Source organism: Photobacterium sp. 2_MG-2023 (assembly GCF_030547675.1).
GTDB classification, from domain to species: Bacteria; Pseudomonadota; Gammaproteobacteria; order Enterobacterales; family Vibrionaceae; genus Photobacterium; species Photobacterium arenosum.
The window spans coordinates 1-20,563 of the sequence record NZ_JAUOQQ010000013.1; the positions used below are offsets into that span (position 1 = coordinate 1).

At 48.5% G+C, this 20,563-nt stretch carries 16 protein-coding genes; 4 read left to right on the plus strand and 12 right to left on the minus strand.

The genetic code is table 11. The features are described from left to right. Positions 1 to 73: 73 nt before the first annotated feature. The 4 genes from Q4491_RS11940 to Q4491_RS11955 all read right to left on the minus strand — a co-directional run bounded on the left by Q4491_RS11940 (position 74) and on the right by Q4491_RS11955 (position 5,910). Complete coding sequence (locus tag Q4491_RS11940) at positions 74 to 847, minus strand: hypothetical protein (RefSeq protein WP_303457720.1); 774 nt, start codon at positions 845 to 847, stop codon at positions 74 to 76. Between the two features lie 82 nt (positions 848 to 929). After that, positions 930 to 3,680 carry a TrlF family AAA-like ATPase gene (locus tag Q4491_RS11945; RefSeq protein ID WP_303457722.1) on the minus strand — a complete coding sequence of 917 codons (2,751 nt, stop codon included), beginning with the start codon at positions 3,678 to 3,680 and terminating at the stop codon, positions 930 to 932. 1,607 nt (positions 3,681 to 5,287) lie between these two features. After that, positions 5,288 to 5,569: a peptidylprolyl isomerase PpiC gene (gene ppiC, locus Q4491_RS11950; protein ID WP_027251162.1), complete on the minus strand. Its 282-nt coding sequence runs from the start codon at positions 5,567 to 5,569 to the stop codon at positions 5,288 to 5,290. A gap of 104 nt (positions 5,570 to 5,673) precedes the next feature. Beyond that, positions 5,674 to 5,910 carry a hypothetical protein gene (locus Q4491_RS11955; RefSeq protein WP_303457725.1) on the minus strand — a complete coding sequence of 79 codons (237 nt, stop codon included), beginning with the start codon at positions 5,908 to 5,910 and terminating at the stop codon, positions 5,674 to 5,676. 188 nt (positions 5,911 to 6,098) lie between these two features. Between Q4491_RS11955 and Q4491_RS11960 the strand changes: the two genes are divergently transcribed. Both Q4491_RS11960 and Q4491_RS11965 read left to right on the plus strand, forming a co-directional pair. Further along, positions 6,099 to 7,745, plus strand: a complete 1,647-nt coding sequence (locus Q4491_RS11960; RefSeq protein ID WP_303457727.1) for an ABC-ATPase domain-containing protein — start codon at positions 6,099 to 6,101, stop codon at positions 7,743 to 7,745. A gap of 268 nt (positions 7,746 to 8,013) precedes the next feature. Then, complete coding sequence (locus Q4491_RS11965) at positions 8,014 to 8,469, plus strand: hypothetical protein (RefSeq protein WP_192013839.1); 456 nt, start codon at positions 8,014 to 8,016, stop codon at positions 8,467 to 8,469. Positions 8,470 to 8,611: 142 nt separating this feature from the next. Here the strand turns inward: Q4491_RS11965 and gabT are convergent, their stop codons facing one another. The 8 genes from gabT to Q4491_RS12005 are packed head-to-tail and all read right to left on the minus strand — an operon-like array spanning position 8,612 to position 17,495. Continuing rightward, entirely contained in the window at positions 8,612 to 9,883 is a 1,272-nt protein-coding gene (gene gabT / locus Q4491_RS11970) for a 4-aminobutyrate--2-oxoglutarate transaminase (RefSeq protein WP_303457730.1), read from the minus strand. 12 nt (positions 9,884 to 9,895) lie between these two features. Then, on the minus strand, positions 9,896 to 11,329 hold the full coding sequence (locus Q4491_RS11975; RefSeq protein ID WP_303457732.1) for an NAD-dependent succinate-semialdehyde dehydrogenase: 1,434 nt from the start codon (positions 11,327 to 11,329) through the stop codon (positions 9,896 to 9,898). A gap of 29 nt (positions 11,330 to 11,358) precedes the next feature. Next, entirely contained in the window at positions 11,359 to 12,462 is a 1,104-nt protein-coding gene (gene aguA, locus Q4491_RS11980) for an agmatine deiminase (RefSeq protein WP_303457734.1), read from the minus strand. 30 nt (positions 12,463 to 12,492) lie between these two features. Next, on the minus strand, positions 12,493 to 13,362 hold the full coding sequence (gene aguB, locus Q4491_RS11985) for an N-carbamoylputrescine amidase (RefSeq protein ID WP_192013847.1): 870 nt from the start codon (positions 13,360 to 13,362) through the stop codon (positions 12,493 to 12,495). 22 nt (positions 13,363 to 13,384) lie between these two features. Then, complete coding sequence (locus Q4491_RS11990) at positions 13,385 to 14,662, minus strand: FAD-binding oxidoreductase (protein WP_192013849.1); 1,278 nt, start codon at positions 14,660 to 14,662, stop codon at positions 13,385 to 13,387. A gap of 12 nt (positions 14,663 to 14,674) precedes the next feature. Continuing rightward, a complete protein-coding gene (locus tag Q4491_RS11995; protein WP_303457736.1) occupies positions 14,675 to 16,162 on the minus strand; it encodes an aldehyde dehydrogenase in 1,488 nt (495 codons plus the stop codon). Positions 16,163 to 16,186: 24 nt separating this feature from the next. Beyond that, on the minus strand, positions 16,187 to 16,741 hold the full coding sequence (gene puuR, locus Q4491_RS12000; protein ID WP_027251152.1) for an HTH-type transcriptional regulator PuuR: 555 nt from the start codon (positions 16,739 to 16,741) through the stop codon (positions 16,187 to 16,189). After that, positions 16,731 to 17,495 (minus strand): gamma-glutamyl-gamma-aminobutyrate hydrolase family protein, encoded by a 765-nt coding sequence (locus Q4491_RS12005; RefSeq protein WP_192013853.1) that lies wholly within the window; start codon positions 17,493 to 17,495, stop codon positions 16,731 to 16,733. Before Q4491_RS12005 ends, puuR begins: the two co-directional genes overlap by 11 nt. 201 nt (positions 17,496 to 17,696) lie before the next feature. Here Q4491_RS12005 and Q4491_RS12010 point away from each other — a divergent pair, with 201 nt between their 5' ends. Together Q4491_RS12010 and Q4491_RS12015 are read left to right on the plus strand one after the other, a co-directional pair. Further along, positions 17,697 to 19,043, plus strand: a complete 1,347-nt coding sequence (locus Q4491_RS12010) for a glutamine synthetase family protein (RefSeq protein ID WP_237795906.1) — start codon at positions 17,697 to 17,699, stop codon at positions 19,041 to 19,043. A gap of 26 nt (positions 19,044 to 19,069) precedes the next feature. Beyond that, the gene (locus Q4491_RS12015) at positions 19,070 to 20,545 is read left to right on the plus strand and encodes a Na+/H+ antiporter NhaC family protein (RefSeq protein WP_303457741.1); all 1,476 of its coding nucleotides are present in this window, start codon (positions 19,070 to 19,072) and stop codon (positions 20,543 to 20,545) included. Positions 20,546 to 20,563: the final 18 nt, after the last annotated feature.

Sequence of the window (20,563 nt, forward strand, 5' to 3'; positions counted from 1 at the left end):
GCTTAATAAGGCTGTCCGGGCTTGTCCAACACCCGGATAGAAGTGTCGGCTGCGCGACACGTATCCTTATTTGTTAGTTTTCAATTTCAGCCGACTTCATACCCTCCAGTTTTTTACGCAGACGCTCGTCACGACTTGCTTTGAAGTTATCCAACTTCAAGCGCTCAAAACCTTTAGGGTTCAGTTTACAGTGGTAATGATGGTGTTCTTTTAATCGCTTGTCTTCTTCAGCAGCCAACTCCACTTCAGTTTTTATCTTTCGCCCTGACAGTAGCAGCCACTTATCCGCGCACTTGTACCAAGTAAATAGTAAAGCCAGCGCAGAAAACACTGGATGAGACCAACCTAGAAATGCAATTAATGCAGGGATGAATACGGCAGTGAATAACACAAACCATTTCATCGCTCGCATACCGATAATATTTTGATTGAGCTTGATGTCTGCTTCTTCTGATGTTTTACTGGGTAACTCGCTATAAATTACTTTCAATTCATCATTTAAAGGCATATAAGTTTCTAGCTCATTATCTAAGAATCCACCCCAGCGATATTCGTTTTCTGAAACACCACAAATATAAGGGCACTCAGCTATGTTTGAAATACGATGTGCCGTTTTGCATTCAAACTTAACCAATGCTTGTAATGGAACTGGATAGCGCTTGATCCAATATTCAAATTCAGACTCTGCAATTTGTTTACATTCTTCAAGGTTGTGTTCTCGAAGTAAATGGACGGATAGCAGTGCTGTTGAATCATCATTTGCTGCACTTACAAACTTAGGAGAGTAACTAACATAATAGCCATCCCTCTTAACTTCTACATTTTCAAATCTGACCCAAGGTTTCATAATTCTCCTGAAAACTAACGCCTCAAACACCGGCGCAGCTTTGCTGCGTCCGTGTGCTTTGACTTGTTAGCACTTGCTGACGTTAAACATTAAACATTCTTTTGTATCGTTGTTGGAGTGCAACTTCACCACCTTCCATAATTTCACATACATTCTTCCTAACATTTACTTCTTGCAATGCGCCAGATGCAACTGGATTTATTTGACCTCTATCTTCTAGCGCAATCACATACTCTGAATCACCGTTTACTACGATATTAGGATTGTGAGTGACGACAATTATTTGCCTGTCTGCTTTATTTTCATGTAATTTAGAAACGATCAAGCTTGTAATAAGACCGTTATCTAGGTCATCTTCAGGCTGATCCAAAATGAGAGGCTCTGTTCCGTACGATAATAAAAACGACAATATAGCCGAGGCTTTTTGCCCAGCCGAACCTTGTGAAACATCCTTAAACCTATTGCCGTCATTAAATTTTATGGATAATTTATCTTCAGGAAACCAAGTGTTTATTTGGTCAAAGCTTTGCTGCTGCAAGTTAGACATGAGTTCAGAAAATCTTTTCCCTATCTTTGCACCTTGGATTTCACCAGATCTGAAGTTAAATACCTGAGCTTTGAATTCATGAATTTTAGATAGCCAAGGTTCTAGATCATTTGAGTTACCAGAGCTTGTTGTAGCTGTCAATTCTTTATTCAGATTGTAAAGAAAACCACACTCGCGATCTAAATCAAAAATATCAGCAGAAAAAGCTTTATCAGAACGTCCAATAACACTTCTAAATGATTCTTCTATGTGTTCTATATCTGAAAAAGGAGCCAATTCAACTTGAATAGAAGAGTTTCCAGCCAAGTTTTGCTGCAAAAACTCTAGACGACTTATGGTCAATTTTTTTCTACATTCTATTATTTCTTGATATGCAGAATTGATTGAAGCATCAGCTTCAGCTATCTGAGTACTTACCAACTCCATTGCTTTTAGTGATTCATTAATAGCGTCCCGCTCACTAATTAGTCTTGCATAATCAGCTGGGCTATCAATCCCCTCGCTACGCAAACTTTCAATTAACTCCTCATATTTATTATTAACTTCAATATGAGATTTATTGAAGTCAGACTGACAATACCAACCTTTAAATTGAGTTAATTCATTTTCAAGTGAAGCCACTGCTTGCTTAATACTTTCTTTGAAAGATAAAGCCGAGTTATTCAAACTTTTTAACTTGTTAAGAACTTCTACTTCACTTGCCGACTGCGTATCAAATGCACTTTCATCGATTGTAGGTATAGACGTAGCGTTAGATATCGATTCAACTTGGTGTTTTAGATTTTCGATACCAGTTTCATATTGCGAAACATTCGTTCTCTTCCCGCTATACAACTGATAGTTGGAGAGAATATCTGTGTGACCAGATTTCTCTATTGCTTTTATCTTCTGTTCGACATCAGAAAGCTGCCCTAATAGCACATTTTTATTTGCTAACTTTGATTGAAGCTCTCTTTTTTGGCTGCACAATGTTTGAAAATGGGAGTGCTTTTCAGACCATTCCATTTTCCATTGTTGGAAACCAACAGTAGATGATTCATCTATCAGCCGAAGAAGAGTATTAGGATTTTTTGCTAAATCGAATATCTGCTTTTGACTAAATATCTTTATTGGAAAGCGAGAGTGGGCTTCTCCCTCTTCAGGAATCCATTGTTGGCCATCATAACGAGAAATCGAAACGCTGTTACTTTCTTTAGTCCAAGTCAGGAGGTAATGAATTTCATCTCTAGTATAAATACAACTGATTTTCGTATTTGCGAGCATTACCCCTTCAGAGTCTCTAGATGCAGATATTTTAGTAAAACTCTCGAAAGATCTACGAATTTCATTGTCTTGATTCAATACATCTAAGTCTCTCGCTCTATCCATACCTAATCGTATGAACTCAAGGACTGAGGATTTTCCGCTACCGCGCCCCCCAATGATTGAATTTAACCATGGGTTAAATTCAACTTTTAAAGGAGTCGAACGCCCTGCATATTTAGCATGTTCGATAGTTACAGAGCGTAACAGTGTGTTGGAAGAGCTATTTGGATTTGTTGTTTCGTTGTCTGAACGAATTATGGAAGATGAACCATCAACCATAGCAAGTTTGAGCCCTTCAATCGAAGGGGTAGACATTTTTACCCAAGTATAAGCTCTCCCAATATCATTAGGGTGGTGGGCGTCAGAGCCAATTATTGATGGCAAGTCGATACTTAAATTTGTATATCTTGATAAAGGGGCATCAGCTCGCTCTTGGTCAGGGAAAATTATTTCAACGGCGTTTGCATGCTTGCAGACTTGCCTTATTGTGTGAGAAGAATGCTGCTGACAAAGACCAGCCTTCATATCAATATGAGCTGGTATGGCAACACCACCTGCTGATATTATTTCCTTTACTACGTTTTCAGCACTTTCTTCAGCTACTGAATCACTATCCCCTTTTGTCCCACGAAACTTTGAGGCTCCGATAACGGCACTAATATCTGCTGACGTAGCACGAGGGTCAAAAATACCCAAAATATGTATGTTTGAGTTAGCTGTTATTTCAACACCGGGGAAAACGAAAATTGAATGCCCCTCGGCTCTTAAGCTTTCTGCAGCATCTTTAAGTCCATCAATCCAGTCACCAGAATTATGGTCTGTAACTGCTACACACTCTACTCCCTTGGCGATATAGTCAAGCAGCCAATCTTTAGCGGTCTTTGATGTTTTTAAACTACTATCTGACTTCCCATAGTCAAAAGAAGCTGGTGTATGTGTATGAAAATCGAACTTCCACCATCTTGCCCCGACAAAACTCATTATTTACATCCTTATGTTCGATTTATTCAAGAGAGTGCTAACATTTTATTCAACGACACCATGTCGTATAACTCTGTCATATAATCCGTTCAATCAGAAATAACTTAAGCGATTGATTATATTGAACTAAATGCGCTTAACCAAATAGATCTATCAGTAGGATACACGACACTATGTCGTGTATCCTACTCAAGCTGCTTCTGTTAACCAACTGATATGTCATACTTTTCTTGTATTTTATGACTAACCCCAAAAATCAGCGACACTTCGTCTTGTGAGAAAAGCGACATCAGTCACTTACCCAGTTCAAAGAAACCATAGAGTCGCACTCGCCACATGATTCCCGCCTGCGCGGGAATGACGGTAAGGCATTGAATCATAGTCAATTTAAATAGATTTTGGCGTGTATTTTAAAAGCAGAAATGAGAAGTTCGAGGCTTGCCTCTCCCCCAGGGAAAAATTCAGGACGAATTTTTAGGTTGTCGGCGCCGGGAGCGCCTACAACCGTCCCGGACAACACCAAAGAACAAAAAGGCATTTCTGGTTACTGTTTGTGCCAGCAAAGAGTAACTGGCGCGCATCAAACAATGTCAAATGAGACACAGAACCAAATGCACGACATACCAGCTAAACTTCAGAAATTGCACTCGCCACATGAATTCCCGCCTTCGCGGGAATGACGATAAGGTATTGAATTATATTTAATTTAAATAGGTTTCAGCATGTACTATAAAAGCAGAAATGAGAAGTTCGAAGCTTGCCTCTCCCCCAGGGGAAAAATTCAGGACGAATTTTTAGGTTGTCGGCGCCGGGAGCGCCTACAACCGACCCGAACCACACCAAAGAACAAAAAGGCATTTCTGGGTACTCTTTTTGCCTTAAAAGAGTACCTGGCGCGCATCAGATAATGCCGAGAGAAGCACCGGACTCAAGCGCGACATACCAGCTAAACTTCAGAAATTGCACTCGCCACATGGATTCCCGTCTGCGCGGGAATGACAGTAAGACGTTGAATTATAACTAATTTAAATAGACTTTGGCGTGTGCTATAAAGCAGAAATGAGAAGATCGAAGCTTGCCTCTCCCTCAGGGGAAAATTCAGGACGAATTTTTAGGTTGTCGGCGCCGGGAGCGCCTACAACCGACCCGGACCACACCAGAGAACAACAAGGCATTTCTGGGTACTCTTTTTGCCTTAAAAGAGTACCTGGCGCGCATCAAACAATGTCAAATGAGACACAGAAGCAAATGCGCGACATACCAGCTAAACTTCAGAAATTGCACTCGCCACATGGATTCCCGCCTGCGCGGGAATGACAGTAAGATGTTGAATTATAATTAATTTAAATAGATTTCAGCATGTACTATAAAAGCAGAAATGAGAAGTTCGAGGCTTGCCTCTCCCACAGGGAAAAATTCAGGACGAATTTTTAGGTTGTCGGCGCCGGGAGCGCCTACAACCGCCCCGGCCAACACCAGAGAACAACAAGGCATTTCTGGGTACTCTTTTTGCCTTAAAAGAGTACCTGGCGCGCTGAGTGGGATATTAAGGGATACTTCAGACTCAAGCGCGACAAACAAACTCCCTCAAAAGAAGTCATAAAAACTCAAGTACGATACAACACCTTAATCACATGATACCCAAACTTGGTCTTCACCGGGCCGATCGGTTCCAGCACTTTGCCGGTAAACACGGCTTTATCGAAAGCCGGCACCATCATACCTTTGCGAAATTCGCCCAGATCGCCACCGCGCTTGCCGGAAGGACAAGTTGAATATTTCTTTGCCAGGGTCTGAAATTTTGCGCCTTTTTTCAGTTGCTGCAAAATATCGTCAGCTTGTTCTTTATGCTTCACCAGAATGTGCAGTGCCGCTGCGGTAGAGGCCATAATACCCGCCTTTATTGTCAGAATCTTGATGGGCGGCAAGTGTGCGACAAATCACATCAACTGGCAAGTTTTCGCTTAATTCTGCGCTCTCAGCAGCACCACGATTATGGCCAGAAAATCAGGTTTACCATTCTGAGCACAATAGCCAATATCACGGCAGCCACACCTGAACGGTAAAACTTGAATTCGATGGCTGTCATGCTGACGCGTTTGTAGAACATCGTCATTACCCCGCCCCAGTTGCGGGTGCGGCGTCCGTATTGCACCATACTGGTCAAGATCAGGGTCACGCCGCTGAGCAGCAATAGCCATTCGGCCGACTTTGATGCCATTTCCAACATACTGACTCCTTGAATAGCGTGGAAAGTGTCTTTTCTCATCACAGTGACGAAAACCCGGTACGCTAACAATTAGACTAAGGTTTGAATGCCTGATAAGCGGGAGCTGGATCACCGAATAACATGCACATAACTGTGCTTTGGTGTACACTCCTGCCCCCAATGTTTATTGCCAGTGATATCGAGTGACCATGGACTTACTAGAAGCCAGACTCAAAAAAATTGACCGTCGTAATTATCGCAGCTATTCCAGCCTGCGGGGTCAGTATAACTTTGTTGATTACGATTTCTTTATCGATATCCCTCAGTCGGATCCTTTCGCGCCTGCGACACGCGTTCGCGCACGGCGCCAGTGGTCACTCACGGATCTGGCCTGGCTGAAAGACCAGTCGGCTGACTATCAGCGCGCAGCGCGTGATTTTATCGCCCGTCAGTTTGCGGATCTGGCCAGAGAAGTGAACGAGATTCAGATTGACCGTCCGGGTCAGGCTGTTTTGGACCGCACTGCTGTCGTTTTCGATGACGATGCCATTGAACTGCGTTTCCGTGTCGATCTCCCTGCTGACGGCCGTACCATCATTGCCAAGAAAGCGTTCAACCTGCTGACCTTCACGCTGCCGAAAATCATTCGTCGCGCGACGATTGCACGTGAACTGCCGATGGACGATCTGCGCCGCCATTGTGAAACCGTTGAAGATCAGGTGGCACTGCGTTCGCAGCTCAAAGAAAATAACCTGATTGCCTTCGTGGCCGATCACAGCGTGTTACCACGCCTTGCCGGTAACAGCGAGCAGCCAATGCCTGACGCTGTGCCCTTCATCAGCCCGGACAGCCTGGCGGTTGAATTAGACGCACCTCACGCGGGTAAACTGCGCGGTATGGGTATCCCTACCGGCATTACCATGATTGTCGGTGGCGGCTTTCACGGCAAATCGACCCTGCTGAATGCGGTCGAGAATGCTGTGTATGATCATGTCCCGGGTGATGGCCGCGAATATGTGGTTGCCGATGAAACTGCCAGCAAAATTCGTGCAGAAGATGGCCGCTGTGTTCACAGCGTCGATTTGTCGCCCTACATCAATAATCTGCCTATGGGTAAAGACACCACCTGCTTTAGCACACAAAATGCCTCAGGCTCGACGTCGCAGGCAGCCTGGTTGCAAGAGTCGCTGGAAGCCGGTGCCCAAACCCTGTTGATCGATGAAGATACCTCAGCGTCGAACTTTATGATCCGTGACGAGCGCATGCAGGCACTGATTGCGAAAGAAGATGAACCTATCACCCCATTGGTCGATCGTATTGCTTTGCTGCGCAATCACCTGAACGTCTCTGTCATGCTGGTGATGGGCGGTTCCGGTGACTATCTGGATGTTGCTGATACAGTGATTCAGATGCACAACTATGAAGCTGTTGATGTCACCGCTAAAGCAAAAACTGTCGTGCAGTCGCATCCAACTCAGCGCCAGCCGGAAGGCAGCGATACCATTGAGCAACCGCGTGTTCGCCAACTGAACCGCTCCGGGCTTCAGGCACAACTGGAAGAAGGTAAATTCCGTATCCAGGTCAAAAACAAACAAAGTCTGCGTTTTGGTCGTGAGTTCGTGGATCTGCAGGCCTTAGAGCAAATTGCCGATGCCAGCCAGCTTCATACTATTGGTTGGTTATGGTGTCAGCTGGCGCAGCTCAAAGGCTGGGAAAAGCAACCCGTCACCGCCTTCCAGAAAATGCTGCAGGATGAATGGTTCCGCACCATGCCAAACTATGGTGATTTAGCTAAACCTCGTGTTGTCGATGTCATGGCCGTCTTGAACCGGATGCGCAAATCCGAGTTTAAATAAATCACGCTTGTTCAACCGCAACACACTGTTTTCATCAGGCATACTCAGGTATGCCTGTTTTTTTATTCAACGCTGACAACCCTTTCAGTCCATTCTGGTGAGCTGTTCTTGCTCCCCTTTTTATTCAATGATTCTGAGAAAGTTTTCTGTGAGCCTATAAAAGGCGGCTTTTAGGAGAAAGCATATTCTTACCCTGTGCGTGTTCATAGCACTGAACCAATAAGTCAGAATGAACCGCTTTCTATTCAATTATCAGGAAGGGTAAATCATGAATAACCAAAATTTAGCTTATATGATTCTCAATGATTCAGCACGAATCACAGAAGCCATTACAACCGGTGCTGCCTGGGAAATATGGATGCAAGTCGAACTGATTCTTCTTTTCCGTCAGGCAGGGATACAAGCCACTCGTGAAGTGCCTTATCCGCCGCCGAATGGAAACTGGCGCTTAGATGCACTGGCTCAGGATAATGATGGGAGGTATGCGATTGAACTTAAAGTTGAAAGTGCAACGAACGCAGGTGCCGTCCTCCTTGCCTCGGCTCAGCAGGACATGAATAAAATCGTACATTATCCGGCGCCGAACCCCGGCTCAAGATGGGTTGTCGCGATCGGATATAGCGCGACGGCAAGACATGCCCTTCAGGACTATGCTAATGACCCGGCTCACCACTCGATTTATCACGAACAAAACGCCATTGGTGTATTGGTGACCGCAGTCTAACGTATTCAGCCATGTGTCTGAATCATCAAAAATAAACAATGGAATACGACAGATTCAATTTAAAAAATAAAGGGCATCACATCGTATGCCCTTTTATTTTTTGTGCAGCTGGCATCCATGAAACCAGTACTGAACCTCGTTTTTAAACCAAGGCTGCCAGTGCTTTTTTCACTTTCTCGATGCCTTCGGCAAGGATCTCATCTTCAATCGTCAGGGCAGGCAGGAAGCGGATAACGTTCCCTTTCACACCACAAGACAACAGAATAACACCTTCTTCCCGCGCCTGAGCCACCAGCGATTTGGTCAGATCAGCCATTGGGGCACCGGACTGAGGATCGACAAACTCGACGGCGATCATCGCGCCCAGATTACGTACCTCGCCAATCACAGGGAAATCAGACTGAAGCGCACGGAAATGGCTGGTCATCACTTCGCCAATTTTCAGGGCTTTCTCACACAGCTGCTCTTCATCAATGATCTTGAGCACTTCCAAACCTGCGGCACAACCCAGAGGTGAACCGGCATAAGTCCCGCCCAAACCACCGGGGCCAGCAGCGTCCATGATATCGGCTTTACCCACCAGGGCTGAGATTGGGAAACCACCGGCAATCCCTTTCGCCATGGTCATCATGTCCGGTTCAATACCCAAGTACTCAGTAGCGAACATTTTGCCGGTACGGGCAAAACCGGTTTGAATTTCATCGGCAATCAGCAGGATACCGTGTTTGTCACACAGTTCACGCAGCGCCTGAGCAAACGCAGGCGGCGCCTGATAAAAACCGCCTTCACCCTGCACAGGTTCAAAAATAATGGCGGCAACACGTGACGGTTCAATGTCACAGGCGAACAGATCGTCAATCGCCTGCAGGCTGTCTTCAATACTGATGCCGTGGAACGCATTCGGATAAGGGGCATGATAGATTTCGCCCGGGAAGGGACCGAAACCCGCTTTGTAAGGTGCCACTTTACCGGTCAGCCCCATGGTCATATTGGTCCGACCGTGGAAACCGCCTTTAAACGCAATCACGCCACTGCGTTTGGTGTGCGCACGGGCAACTTTGATGGCGTTTTCGACCGCTTCTGCACCTGTGGTCAGAAAGACGGCTTTTTTCGCTGTGTTACCAGGGGCGCGTGCTGTCAGTTGTTCCGCCAGTTCCACGAAGGACGTATACGGCGTCACCATGGCACAGGTATGGGAAAAATTATCCAGCTGCGCTTTCACCGCTTCGACAATACGCGGGTGCGAATGGCCTGTGTTGTTCACCGCGATACCCGAACCAAAATCAATATAGCGATTACCTTCGATATCCCAGATTTCGGCATTCTTTGCAGTTTCTACATACAGCGGATTCAGGTTGCCCATTCCCTGTGCGATAACTTGTTGCTTACGTGCTTGCCATACTTGATTGCTCATCACTTCCCTTCCTTATGCTTGAATGCCGCCAAAACAGAGGTATTTAATGTCCATGTATTCGTCGATGCCTTGCTTGGCACCTTCACGTCCGATACCGGATTGTTTCACCCCGCCAAACGGGGCAACTTCGGTTGAAATCATGCCTTCATTGATCCCCACCATGCCGTATTCCAGTGCTTCCGCCACTTTCCAGATCCGGTTGATGTTCTGGCTGTAGAAGTAAGAAGCGAGGCCATAAATCGTGTCGTTGGCCATGTCGATCAGCTCGTCATCAGTGCTGAACCGGATGACAGGTGCAATCGGGCCAAAGATTTCCTCCTGCACGATATCCATGTCGTGCGTGACATCCGCCAGAATCGTCGGCTGGACAAACAGGCCGTCAAGCTGCTGTCCACCCGTCACCAGTCTTGCGCCCTGAGCAACGGTGTGATCCGTTAAGTGCATGATCTTCTCTTTGGCCGACGCATCGATCACAGGACCGATAGTCACGCCTTCATCCAGCCCGTTGCCCACTTTCAGCTTTTCAACTTCCGCTTTGAATTTGGCAACGAAGGCATCGTAAACACCGTCTTGCACGTAGAAGCGGTTGGCACACACGCAGGTTTGGCCGGCATTACGGAATTTAGAGGCCAGCGCGCCTTTCACTGCCAGATCGATATCGGCATCATCAAACACGATGAATGGCGCGTTGCCGCCCAGCTCCATCGAAGTCCGCTTAATGCTGTCGGCGCATTGCGCCATCAGCAGCCGTCCTACACCGGTAGAACCGGTAAAAGACAACTTACGGATCAGCGGACTGCCGGTGAACACCTTGCCCACCATGCTGGACGAGGCATTCACGACCAATTGAAGCGCGTCGCGCGGGATGCCGGCCTGATAACCTAATTCAGCCACCGCGTAGGCTGACAAAGGCGTCTGATTGGCGGGTTTGCAGATAAAGGTACAGCCCGCCGCCAGTGCAGGCGCAGCTTTACGGGTGATCATCGCAATCGGGAAGTTCCAGGGAGTGATGGCACAGGCCACACCGATGGGCTGCTTGATCGTCACGATACGTTTATCTGTCGTCGGGCCAGGAATGGAATCGCCATAGGTGCGTTTCGCTTCTTCCGAGAACCACTCAATAAAGCTGGCACCGTAGGCCACTTCGCCTTTGGCTTCGGCCAGCGGCTTGCCCTGTTCCAGGGTCATCAGACGGCCGAGATCGTCCTGGTTTTGCATAATCAGATCAAACCAGCGACGCAGGATCACCGCACGCTCTTTGGCGCTGGTTTTCGCCCAGGCTTTTTGCGCGGTATTGGCGCGTTCAATGGCAGAAGCAATTTCCGCTTCATTCTGAGTCGGAATATGACACAACACTTCACCGTCAGCCGGATTGGTCACAGCCAGAGAGGTGTCGGATGGCTCGCACACAAAGGCGAGCAAAGTGCGGTTCTTAATTTGCTGCATAATAAAACCTTTTCATTTGACCAGACCTGTCAGCCCTGTTTGCAGGCAAGTGCGTCAGGGATCTGCTGAGTAATACAATGGATATTGCCGCCGCCAAGCAGCACTTCCCGGGTCGGTATACCGATAATCTGATAGTCCGGCAGCGCCGCTTGCAGAATATCCATGGCTTGCTGATCACTGGCTGAGTCCAGCAAGGGTAAAAACACGTTTTTGTTACACATCAGGAAGTTGGCATATGAGCCGCCCAAACGTTCGCCCGCTTCGCGTTTCATTCCACCTGATGGCTCAATACCGGCCGCTTCCTCTTGTGTTAAATATAGCGGACCGGGGATCGGCAGCTTGTGCACCCTGATACGCCGGCCTTTCGCATCGGTGCTGTTCTTCAGCACATCCAGTGCCCGGCGGGAAATCGCATACTGCGGATCGTCAGGATCATCACACCAGCTTAAGATCACTTCACCTGGCGCAATCACGTGCAGCAGATTATCGACATGACCATTGGTCTCATCATTAAACAAGCCATCCGGCAGCCAGATCACCTTGCTTATTGACAGGTAGTCGGCCAGATACGCTTCGATCTCTGCTTTGCTGAGATGCGGATTACGCCCGGCAGACAGCAGGCATTCTTCCGTGGTATACAGGGTGCCTTCACCGTCAGTGTGAATCGCTCCCCCTTCCAGCACAAAAGGTGCGCGATAGTAATCCAGCCCGAGGTGTTCGCAAATTGTCGCCGCCACCTGATCGTCGTCATTCCAGGGGGCATACAAGCCATCAACTTCTCCGCCCCATGCATTGAACTGCCAGCTGATGCCACGACGATCACCGCTATCGTTCACCACGACTGTCGGGCCGATGTCTCTCATCCAGGCGTCATTGAGCGGCATTTCAACGATCTCAATCTCTTCTGGCAACATGAGCGTTGCCGTCAGGTACTGATTGGGGCTGACAGCCACGCAGACCTTAGTATGTTGGCTGATGGCCGTCGCAACCTGAGTAAAAGCGTGCTGCGCTGGCTTCGCAGTCTCACGCCAGTTATCAGGCCGCTCCGGCCATGCCAGCCAAACCTGTTCCTGCGGAGCAAACTCCGCAGGGAAATAATAGCCGTGCTCTGAAGGGGTGCCCTGTCGTTCCATGGCAGTCTTCCTTTCTATGTTCCGAGTGTATTACTTACCCGTCAGGGAGTTGATGCGTGTGTACAAATCAGGACGTCGGTCACGGAACAGACCCCAGCTGTAACGCGCTTTGGCTGTTGCTTCCAAATCTATAGCAGCATAAATGATGGTTTCTTCATCACGGCCCGCTTCAGCCAGTTTCTTGCCGGTATGATCGGTAATAAACGACGAGCCATAGAAGGTGGTTTCAATGCCATCGTCGGTTTCTACACCGGTGCGGTTGGCGGCGATCACAGGGATCAGGTTGGCAGCAGAATGCCCCTGCATAGTGCGCTGCCAGTGATCGCGTGAGTCCAGCGTTGGATCCTGAGGCTCAGAGCCAATGGCAGTCGGATAGAAAATCGCTTCTGCGCCCGCCAGCGCCAGACAGCGTGCCAGCTCCGGGAACCACTGATCCCAGCAGATCCCAACCCCAAACTTGCCAAACCGGGTTTGCCAGACTTTGAAGCCGGTATCACCAGGGCTGAAGTAGAATTTCTCGCTATAACCCGGACCATCAGGAATGTGTGACTTACGGTAGTTGTCCATCACAGTGCCGTCAGCATCGATCATCACCAGAGAGTTAAAAAAGCTGTTGCCTGAACGCTCAAAGTAACTCACCGGTATCACAACATTGAATTCACGCGCCAGCTGGCTCATGTGATCAATCAACGGGCTGTTGTCGGTTTCTTCAGCCAGATCGAAATACTTGGCTACCTGTTCTTTACAGAAGTAAGGAGCAGCAAAGAGTTCTTGCAGCACCACAACGTTCGCGCCATTGTCAGCGGCTTCTTTCACCGCCTGGCTGATCTTTTTCAGGTTATTATCGATATCCCACGACATCGAAAGCTGCACTGAAGCAAAAGTCACTGTCTTTGACATTGTTCTCTTCCTTTTCCGATCCTTAGATAGCGAGCTTGTCGCGTAAGTTGTAGTAAGCGGCCCCAAGCGCCGTAAACGGCACCTGGAAATGGCGCCCGCCCGGGAAGGCGTAATGACGCAGAGACGCAAATGCATCAAAACGCTCAGCATGTCCGGTCAGCGCTTCAGCCAGCAGTTTGCCGGCAAGATGCGTACAGGTAATGCCATGGCCGCTGTATCCTTGCAGGTAGTAAATGTTGTCAGCAAAACTGCCAAATTGCGGCATACGTGAATAGGTCAGCAGGAAGTTACCGGTCCAGGCAAAGTCCAGCTTCACGCCTTTTAGCTGAGGGAAGACTTTCTCCATCTTCGGACGGATCAGTTTCTCTACGTTGGCCGGATCACGTGCGCCGTATACCACACCGCCGCCAAACAGCATCCGGTTGTCGCCGGTAATACGGAAGTAATCCAGCAGGTAATTGCAGTCTTCTACGCAGTAACGTTGCGGCAGCAGCTCATCGCACAGTGCATCTGACAATTGTTCTGTCGTCACCACCTGTGTGCCGCATGGAATGGCTTTATTGCTGATATTCGGCGCCAGACCACCCAGATAAGCATTGCCGGCCAGTACCATATATTGCGCTTTGACTGAGCCCTGGCTGGTGTGAGCAACAGGTTTGGCGCCTTTTTCAATCCGGGTAACGGCTGACTGTTCAAAAATCTGTCCGCCCATCTGAATAATGGCTTCGGCTTCGCCCAGCGCCAGGTTCAGTGAATGAATATGGCCGCCACGCATGTCCAGCAAACCGCCTTCGTAGACGTCAGTGCCCACCATAGTTTGCAGCTCAGCTTTATCGAGCAGTGTCATCTCTTTATTGCCGTAGCGCTCCCAGTTGGCTTTATGGTGTTTCAGCCCTTCTAACTGCTTGTTGTTCACCGCAGTAAACAGGCCGCCCTGACGATGATCACAGTCAATGTTAAATTCTTCTATCAGGCCGCGAATAATATCGCCACCTTCAAAAATCATGCTGCACAGCGCATCTGAGGTCTTTTTATCGTAACGTTTCTCGATGACATCGACATCGCGGCTGTAGCTGTTGACAATTTGTCCGCCGTTACGGCCCGTCGCGCCAAAACCCACTTTGGCACTTTCGAGGACCACAACCTTAAAGCCTTTTTTCGCCAGGTGCAGCGCCGATGACAGACCGCTGAAACCCGCACCCACGATACACACATCGCACTCGATGTTATCGGTCAGGGTGCGAAACTCTCGCGTATAGTTCGCCGTAGCGGCGTAGAAAGAACCGGTATGATTAATCACAGTAAACTCCTTTTAGTACGACTCAAGACGAAGCCAAGTGGTTTTCACCTCTGTGAACTTCTCCAGGGCATGCAGTGATTTATCCCGACCATTGCCGCTTTGTTTAAAGCCGCCAAACGGAACTGTCATGTCACCTTCGTTGTAGTTATTAATCCAGACCGAACCCGCCTGAAGCTGACGGGCAACCCGGTGTGCACGGTCCAGATCGGACGTCCATAACGCGGCACCCAGCCCATAGGGGGAATCGTTGGCGATCGCAATCGCTTCTTCTTCTGTGCTGAACGGGATCACGCACAACACAGGACCAAAAATTTCTTCACGGGCAACAGCCATGTCATTACTGACATCACCTAACACCACCGGGGCAACAAAGGCACCTTGCCCTGCGACATCACCGCCGCACAGCACTTTGGCACCGGCCGCTTCCCCTTTGGCGACATAATCCAGCACTTTGGCTTTGTGATCCTGATCGATCAGTGCGCCCATTGACGAAGCAGGATCGAGCGGATCTTTCGGGGTAAAGGCATTTGATGCCGCAATGACTTTGGCGACAAACGCATCTTTGATGCTTTCGTGCACCAGCAAGCGGGTGGCTGCCACGCACACTTCGCCCTGGTTATAGAAACAGCCCGCTGCGGTTTCCGCCGCTGCCTTGTCCAGATTCTTGTAATCCGCGAACACGATATTGGCATTTTTACCGCCCGCTTCGGCCCAGACACGTTTCATATTGGATTCGCCCGAACACACCATCAGTTGACGGGCTACCCGGGTTGAGCCGGTGAAGGTGATGCAATCCACATCATCATGACGGGCGAGCGCATCCCCCACTTCATGCCCGAATCCAGGCAATACCTGAAACACACCGTCCGGGATACCGGCCTGTTTGGCCAGTTTGCCAAGATGGATCGCGGTTAACGGTGACTTTTCAGAGGGTTTGAGAATCACACTGTTTCCGGCCGCCAGCGCTGGTCCTAATTTCCAGCACGCGAGCCATAGCGGAAAGTTCCAGGGCACTATGGCCGCAACGACACCAATGGGCTGATGCGTGATATAGGCATGCACATTGACTTCAGTGGGCGCTACTTCGCCATAGGTTTTATCAATCGCTTCGGCGTACCAGCGAATGGCTGCGGCAGCGCCGGGAATATCAGTACTGAAACTGTGACTGATAGGTTTACCGGTATCCAGGGTTTCCAGCAGGGCCAGGGTTTCCCGCTCCTGATCGATCAGGTCGGCAAACGCCAGTAACACTGCTTTTCTCTGTGCCGGGCTCTGATCCTGCCAGTCTCCGCGATTAAAGGCACTTCTGGCCATCTCAACAGCAATTGCTGCATCCTTTGCGTCACAGCGGGCAACATCAACAAGATGCTCGTCTGTCGCAGGGTTGATCACAGCAAAGGTGTTACCACTCTGGGCATGCTGGTATTCACCGTGAATGAATGCCCTGGCTTCAATTTCTATCTGCTGTTTTAGTGCTGTCCATTGCTGTTGAGTGTTCATACGCCTTCCTTTTGGGTGTGGACGTCAGAAACTAGCCGGGGTATGTGCGCTGACAATCCGGCAAAGTTTGTCCGTTCTGTTGGTAAACTTGTGAGGAATACTGGTATCAAACAGGTAACTTTCCCCTTCGCCGATAACATAGGTTTTGTCACCCAGCGCCAGTTCTATTTCACCTTCCAGTACCGTTCCGCTTTCCTCACCTTCGTGTTTAATGCTTATCAGTCCTGTGCTTGAATGAGGCTGGTATACCTCAATCAAAAAGCCCATTTGTCTGTCTTTACGGCCGTCGCAGACCAGTTTCATTGAAACTTGTTCGTTGCCCATTTCAATGAGCTGATCAGGCTTAATCACCACCGGACGCTCATCAAATGCCTGATCTTGTGTAAAAAACTCAGACAAGGACATATCGAACACTTTCACTATCTTGTGTAATGAACTGACCGACGGACTCACCTTGCTGTTCTCAATTGATGAGATAGCGCTGTGGGTGATATCGGCTTTTTCTGCCAGTTCACGCTGAGACAATTTGTATTCTTTTCTAAGCTGTGCGATTTTTTTACCAATTGAGTCAGTTTCCATCATGGAGGCTCCTTCGTTTTGAAGCCGATATCATAAACTGATCAAACAAAATTCGTGAAAAATGGTTTTCAGTCGCTTGCCATTCTGGGTGCCACTGCACACCAATAAAGAATGGATGCGCCTGTAAACTAAAGGCTTCAATCAAACCATCCGGTGCAACGGCTTCCACGGTAAGACCTGGTGCTAATTGATTAACACCCTGGCCGTGCAGAGAATTCACTTCAATGTTGTCCAGCGGCGCCAGCCAGTCGGCAAAGATGCCGTTGTCAGAAATATTTACCGGATGAGCCGGTGAATACTTGAGGACCATGTCATTAAGCGGGCTTTCCCTGTGATCGTTAAAGCCTTCAACTTCATGCACTTTCGGGTGCAGTGATCCACCAAGCGCAACATTCATTTCCTGAAATCCGCGGCAGATACCGAGAATAGGCACGTTCTCTTTGATACAGGTATCTATCAGTGCAAATGACAGAGCATCACGGCCTTCATCTTTTTTCGGTTCATCATGTTCTGCACCGTAACGGGCAGGCGCAACATTCGAATGGCTGCCGGTCAGCAGCACGCCGTCGACCAATCCAATCAGTTGCTTAATTTCTTCAGCCGTAGAGCCCGACGGGAACAGAACCGGGTTGGCACCAAACTGCTTTATCGCATGGAGATAGAACTCATTAACACTTTGAATGCCATAGCCTTCCAGTGATTTTTTACAGCATACAACGCCAATTACCGGTCCAGCTTTTGTTGAGTTCATCATGGTCTCTCCTGCCATCAGTGTTCGATTTATTGAACAAACCTAGCTTAGAGCACTAAGGGAAATCAACCTGCAATTTACAATAATGTTACTAAAATTTGATCAACGTTCGATATTTCGAACATTTTGAACACAATTATTGCCATTTGGCGTTCTTCTGTTAAATATAAGTTACAGGATGTATCCACACGAGGTGTTTCGTGAATGAACGGATTTAAAGAAGAAGTTAAAAATTTTAAACAAAAGTGGCCAGAGATCAGGTTCGTTGATTTGCTCTTTACCGACATCAACGCAACCCCGAGAGGCAAACGTATTCCAGTCGAAGCGGTTGAAAAAATAGAGAAAGGCGTTTACTTACCTCTCTCTACTATCTCGCTGAGCATTGAAGGGAATGTGGTTGAAGAAGCGGGACTCGGCGAGGCACTGGGTGAACCAGATCATATCTGTTACCCGGTTCCAGGCACATTGACCACCACCTTTAATCCTGAAGTCGGCCAGGTCATGCTGACCATGATGGATGAGTCAGGCAGCCAGCCGACAGACCTTTGTATCCGCTCTGTTCTGGTGAGCCTGCTTGAGCAGCTTCACCAACGCGAGCAGTTTCCGGTTGTCGCGATTGAGCTTGAGTTTTATCTGCTGGATAAAAACCGCGGGGTTAAGGGCGCTATCCAACCGCCTCTCAATCCCATCCACCATGACAGAGAGTACCGTTCAGATGTGTACAACGTAGAGAATCTTGATGATTATTCCGCGTTTTTACGCGATCTGAATGACGCTGCCGTTGCTCAGGGACTGAATACGTCAGGCGCACTGTCTGAATCGGCGCCTGGTCAGTTCGAGATCAACTTTAACCACCAGCAAGATGTTGTTAATGCTTGTGATCAGGTCATTCTGGCTAAGCGGTTAATTCGCCAGGTTGCTCAGGCCCATGATTTCGATGTCACTTTCATGGCTAAACCCTATGCTGACGAAGCCGGTAACGGCAAACACATGCATCTGAGCGTGGTAGATAAAGACGGCAAGAACCTGTTTTCCGATAAGGAAGGCGAAGCCAGCCCCTTCTATTACCAGACGCTGGCTGCCATGCTGGCCATGATGCCGGATTCCATGGCACTGCTTTGCCCTAACGTGAATTCATACCGCCGCTTCTCGGCTTCTATGTACACGCCCACCCATGCCAACTGGGGAGAAAACCACCGCGGGGTTGCACTCAGAATACCAATGAGTGACAGCCATAACCGCCGTATTGAACATCGTATCGCTGGAGCAGATGTCAACCCGTATGTGCTTGCTTCAGTGCTCTTGGCTGGCTTGCTTGCCAGCGAACGTTTTACTTTTGAGCAATGCCCACCACAACTGGCCGACAATGCGGTAGAGTTACCTCTTCGCATGCCGGACGCACTAATAAAGCTTGCATCAAGCGAGCTAATGTCGATGTACCTACCGCAATCATTTATCTCGCTTTATCTAGCATGCAAGCAACGTGAACTGGCGGACTTTGAAAAAGCCGTCACGCCACTGGAAATTGAGTGGATGCTTCATTCAGCGTAACTGAAAGATAGGAAAGGAATTCTTGTATGACAGTGAAAACACCTGCATTAGATGCGCCGCAGAAGCCAAATGCGAAGAGCATGTCGGTTATTCTGGCAATTGCCGGGATCATCGGGACTTTTGCCATTATTGGTAACACCCATGAAACAGGGACGCCCTATGGCTGGTACAGTTTGTTACCGACCATTTTCGTTCTGGCCGTGGCGTTGTTAACTCACCGAACCGTCGAGGCCCTGTTCAGTGGCGCTATCGTCGGCCTGATTATGATAGATCCTCAGCAGATCGTCGGGAATGTCGTCGATGTGTCGATGACAGTCATGATGGATGAAACCATTGCCTGGCTGATTCTGGTCTGCGGCTTAATGGGCGGATTGATCACCATACTGGAAAAAGGCGGCAGTATCCTGAGTTTCAGTGAAGCTTTGGTCACTAAAGTCAAAAGCAAACGCCAGTCAATGGTACTGACTTTCGTGCTTGGTATTCTGGTCTTCATTGATGACTACCTGAATGCGATTGCGATTTCGTCATCGATGAAGCGCATTACAGACAGCTACAAAATCTCTCGTGAGAAACTGGCTTATCTGGTCGATTCCACCGCCGCACCGGTTTGTATCCTGCTGCCTATTTCCACCTGGGCTATATTCTTCAGCTCGCTGCTGGAAGATAACGACATTGCCGCATCCGGCAAAGGGATCAGTGCCTATATTGATGCGATTCCCTATATGGCATACGGCTGGGTAACACTGCTGGTTGTGTTCCTGGTAGCCACTGGAAAAATCCCTGACCTGGGTGCGATGAAAGCGGCAGAGAAACGTGCACAGAATGGTCAGGTGCAGCCTGACGGTGGCGTTGACATTGCACTGGGTGAAGATGTGAAAGCGCATCCAAACTCAACCATTGGTGTACTGAACTTTGCCCTGCCTATGATAGTGCTGGTTGCCGCAAGCTGGTATTTCGATATTGATTTGCTGGCTGGCGTCTTCGTTGCCATGATTTTCACCATGTTCCTTTACGGCGTACAGCGTCTGATGCCGGTGAACACCATGTTTGAGGCTGTCTATGACGGTATCAAAATCATGATGTTACCTCTGGCAACCGTCATCGCCGGTTTCATGCTGAAAAACGTCAATGATCAGTTGGGTCTGACACAGTATGTTATTGAAACTGTTTCGCCTTACCTGTCGGCACAAATGTTCCCTGCAATCATCTTCCTTGTGATGGCCGCGCTGGTCTTTGCGACCGCCTCATCCTGGGGATTGTTTGCGGTAGCCATGCCGATTGTATTCCCGCTGGGTGCGCACCTGGGTGTACCAGTCTCTATCACTATCGGCGCGCTGTTGTCAGCGTCTGCGGCCGGCAGTCACTCATGCTTCTTCAGTGACTCCACGGTACTGTCTGCACAAGGCAGTGGCTGTACCGCTATGCAGCACGCCCTGACCCAAATCCCTTATGCACTGATTGGTATTGTTGCAACCGCAGTGTTCTTTCTGGTTATCGCCTGATAACAACGCAACACCTAA

What these genes read in the sequence shown, in the direction of transcription:
- puuR (WP_027251152.1), bottom strand. Translation starts at nt 16,741, where the DNA reads ATGGAAACTGACTCAATTGGTAAAAAAATCGCACAGCTTAGAAAAGAA.
- Q4491_RS11945 (WP_303457722.1), bottom strand. Translation starts at nt 3,680, where the DNA reads ATGAGTTTTGTCGGGGCAAGATGGTGGAAGTTCGATTTTCATACACAT.
- Q4491_RS11995 (WP_303457736.1), bottom strand. Translation starts at nt 16,162, where the DNA reads ATGAACACTCAACAGCAATGGACAGCACTAAAACAGCAGATAGAAATT.
- Q4491_RS11965 (WP_192013839.1), top strand. Translation starts at nt 8,014, where the DNA reads ATGAATAACCAAAATTTAGCTTATATGATTCTCAATGATTCAGCACGA.
- aguB (WP_192013847.1), bottom strand. Translation starts at nt 13,362, where the DNA reads ATGTCAAAGACAGTGACTTTTGCTTCAGTGCAGCTTTCGATGTCGTGG.
- Q4491_RS11940 (WP_303457720.1), bottom strand. Translation starts at nt 847, where the DNA reads ATGAAACCTTGGGTCAGATTTGAAAATGTAGAAGTTAAGAGGGATGGC.
- Q4491_RS12005 (WP_192013853.1), bottom strand. Translation starts at nt 17,495, where the DNA reads ATGATGAACTCAACAAAAGCTGGACCGGTAATTGGCGTTGTATGCTGT.
- Q4491_RS11975 (WP_303457732.1), bottom strand. Translation starts at nt 11,329, where the DNA reads ATGCAGCAAATTAAGAACCGCACTTTGCTCGCCTTTGTGTGCGAGCCA.
- Q4491_RS12015 (WP_303457741.1), top strand. Translation starts at nt 19,070, where the DNA reads ATGACAGTGAAAACACCTGCATTAGATGCGCCGCAGAAGCCAAATGCG.
- Q4491_RS11960 (WP_303457727.1), top strand. Translation starts at nt 6,099, where the DNA reads ATGGACTTACTAGAAGCCAGACTCAAAAAAATTGACCGTCGTAATTAT.
- Q4491_RS11955 (WP_303457725.1), bottom strand. Translation starts at nt 5,910, where the DNA reads ATGTTGGAAATGGCATCAAAGTCGGCCGAATGGCTATTGCTGCTCAGC.
- ppiC (WP_027251162.1), bottom strand. Translation starts at nt 5,569, where the DNA reads ATGGCCTCTACCGCAGCGGCACTGCACATTCTGGTGAAGCATAAAGAA.
- aguA (WP_303457734.1), bottom strand. Translation starts at nt 12,462, where the DNA reads ATGGAACGACAGGGCACCCCTTCAGAGCACGGCTATTATTTCCCTGCG.
- gabT (WP_303457730.1), bottom strand. Translation starts at nt 9,883, where the DNA reads ATGAGCAATCAAGTATGGCAAGCACGTAAGCAACAAGTTATCGCACAG.
- Q4491_RS12010 (WP_237795906.1), top strand. Translation starts at nt 17,697, where the DNA reads ATGAACGGATTTAAAGAAGAAGTTAAAAATTTTAAACAAAAGTGGCCA.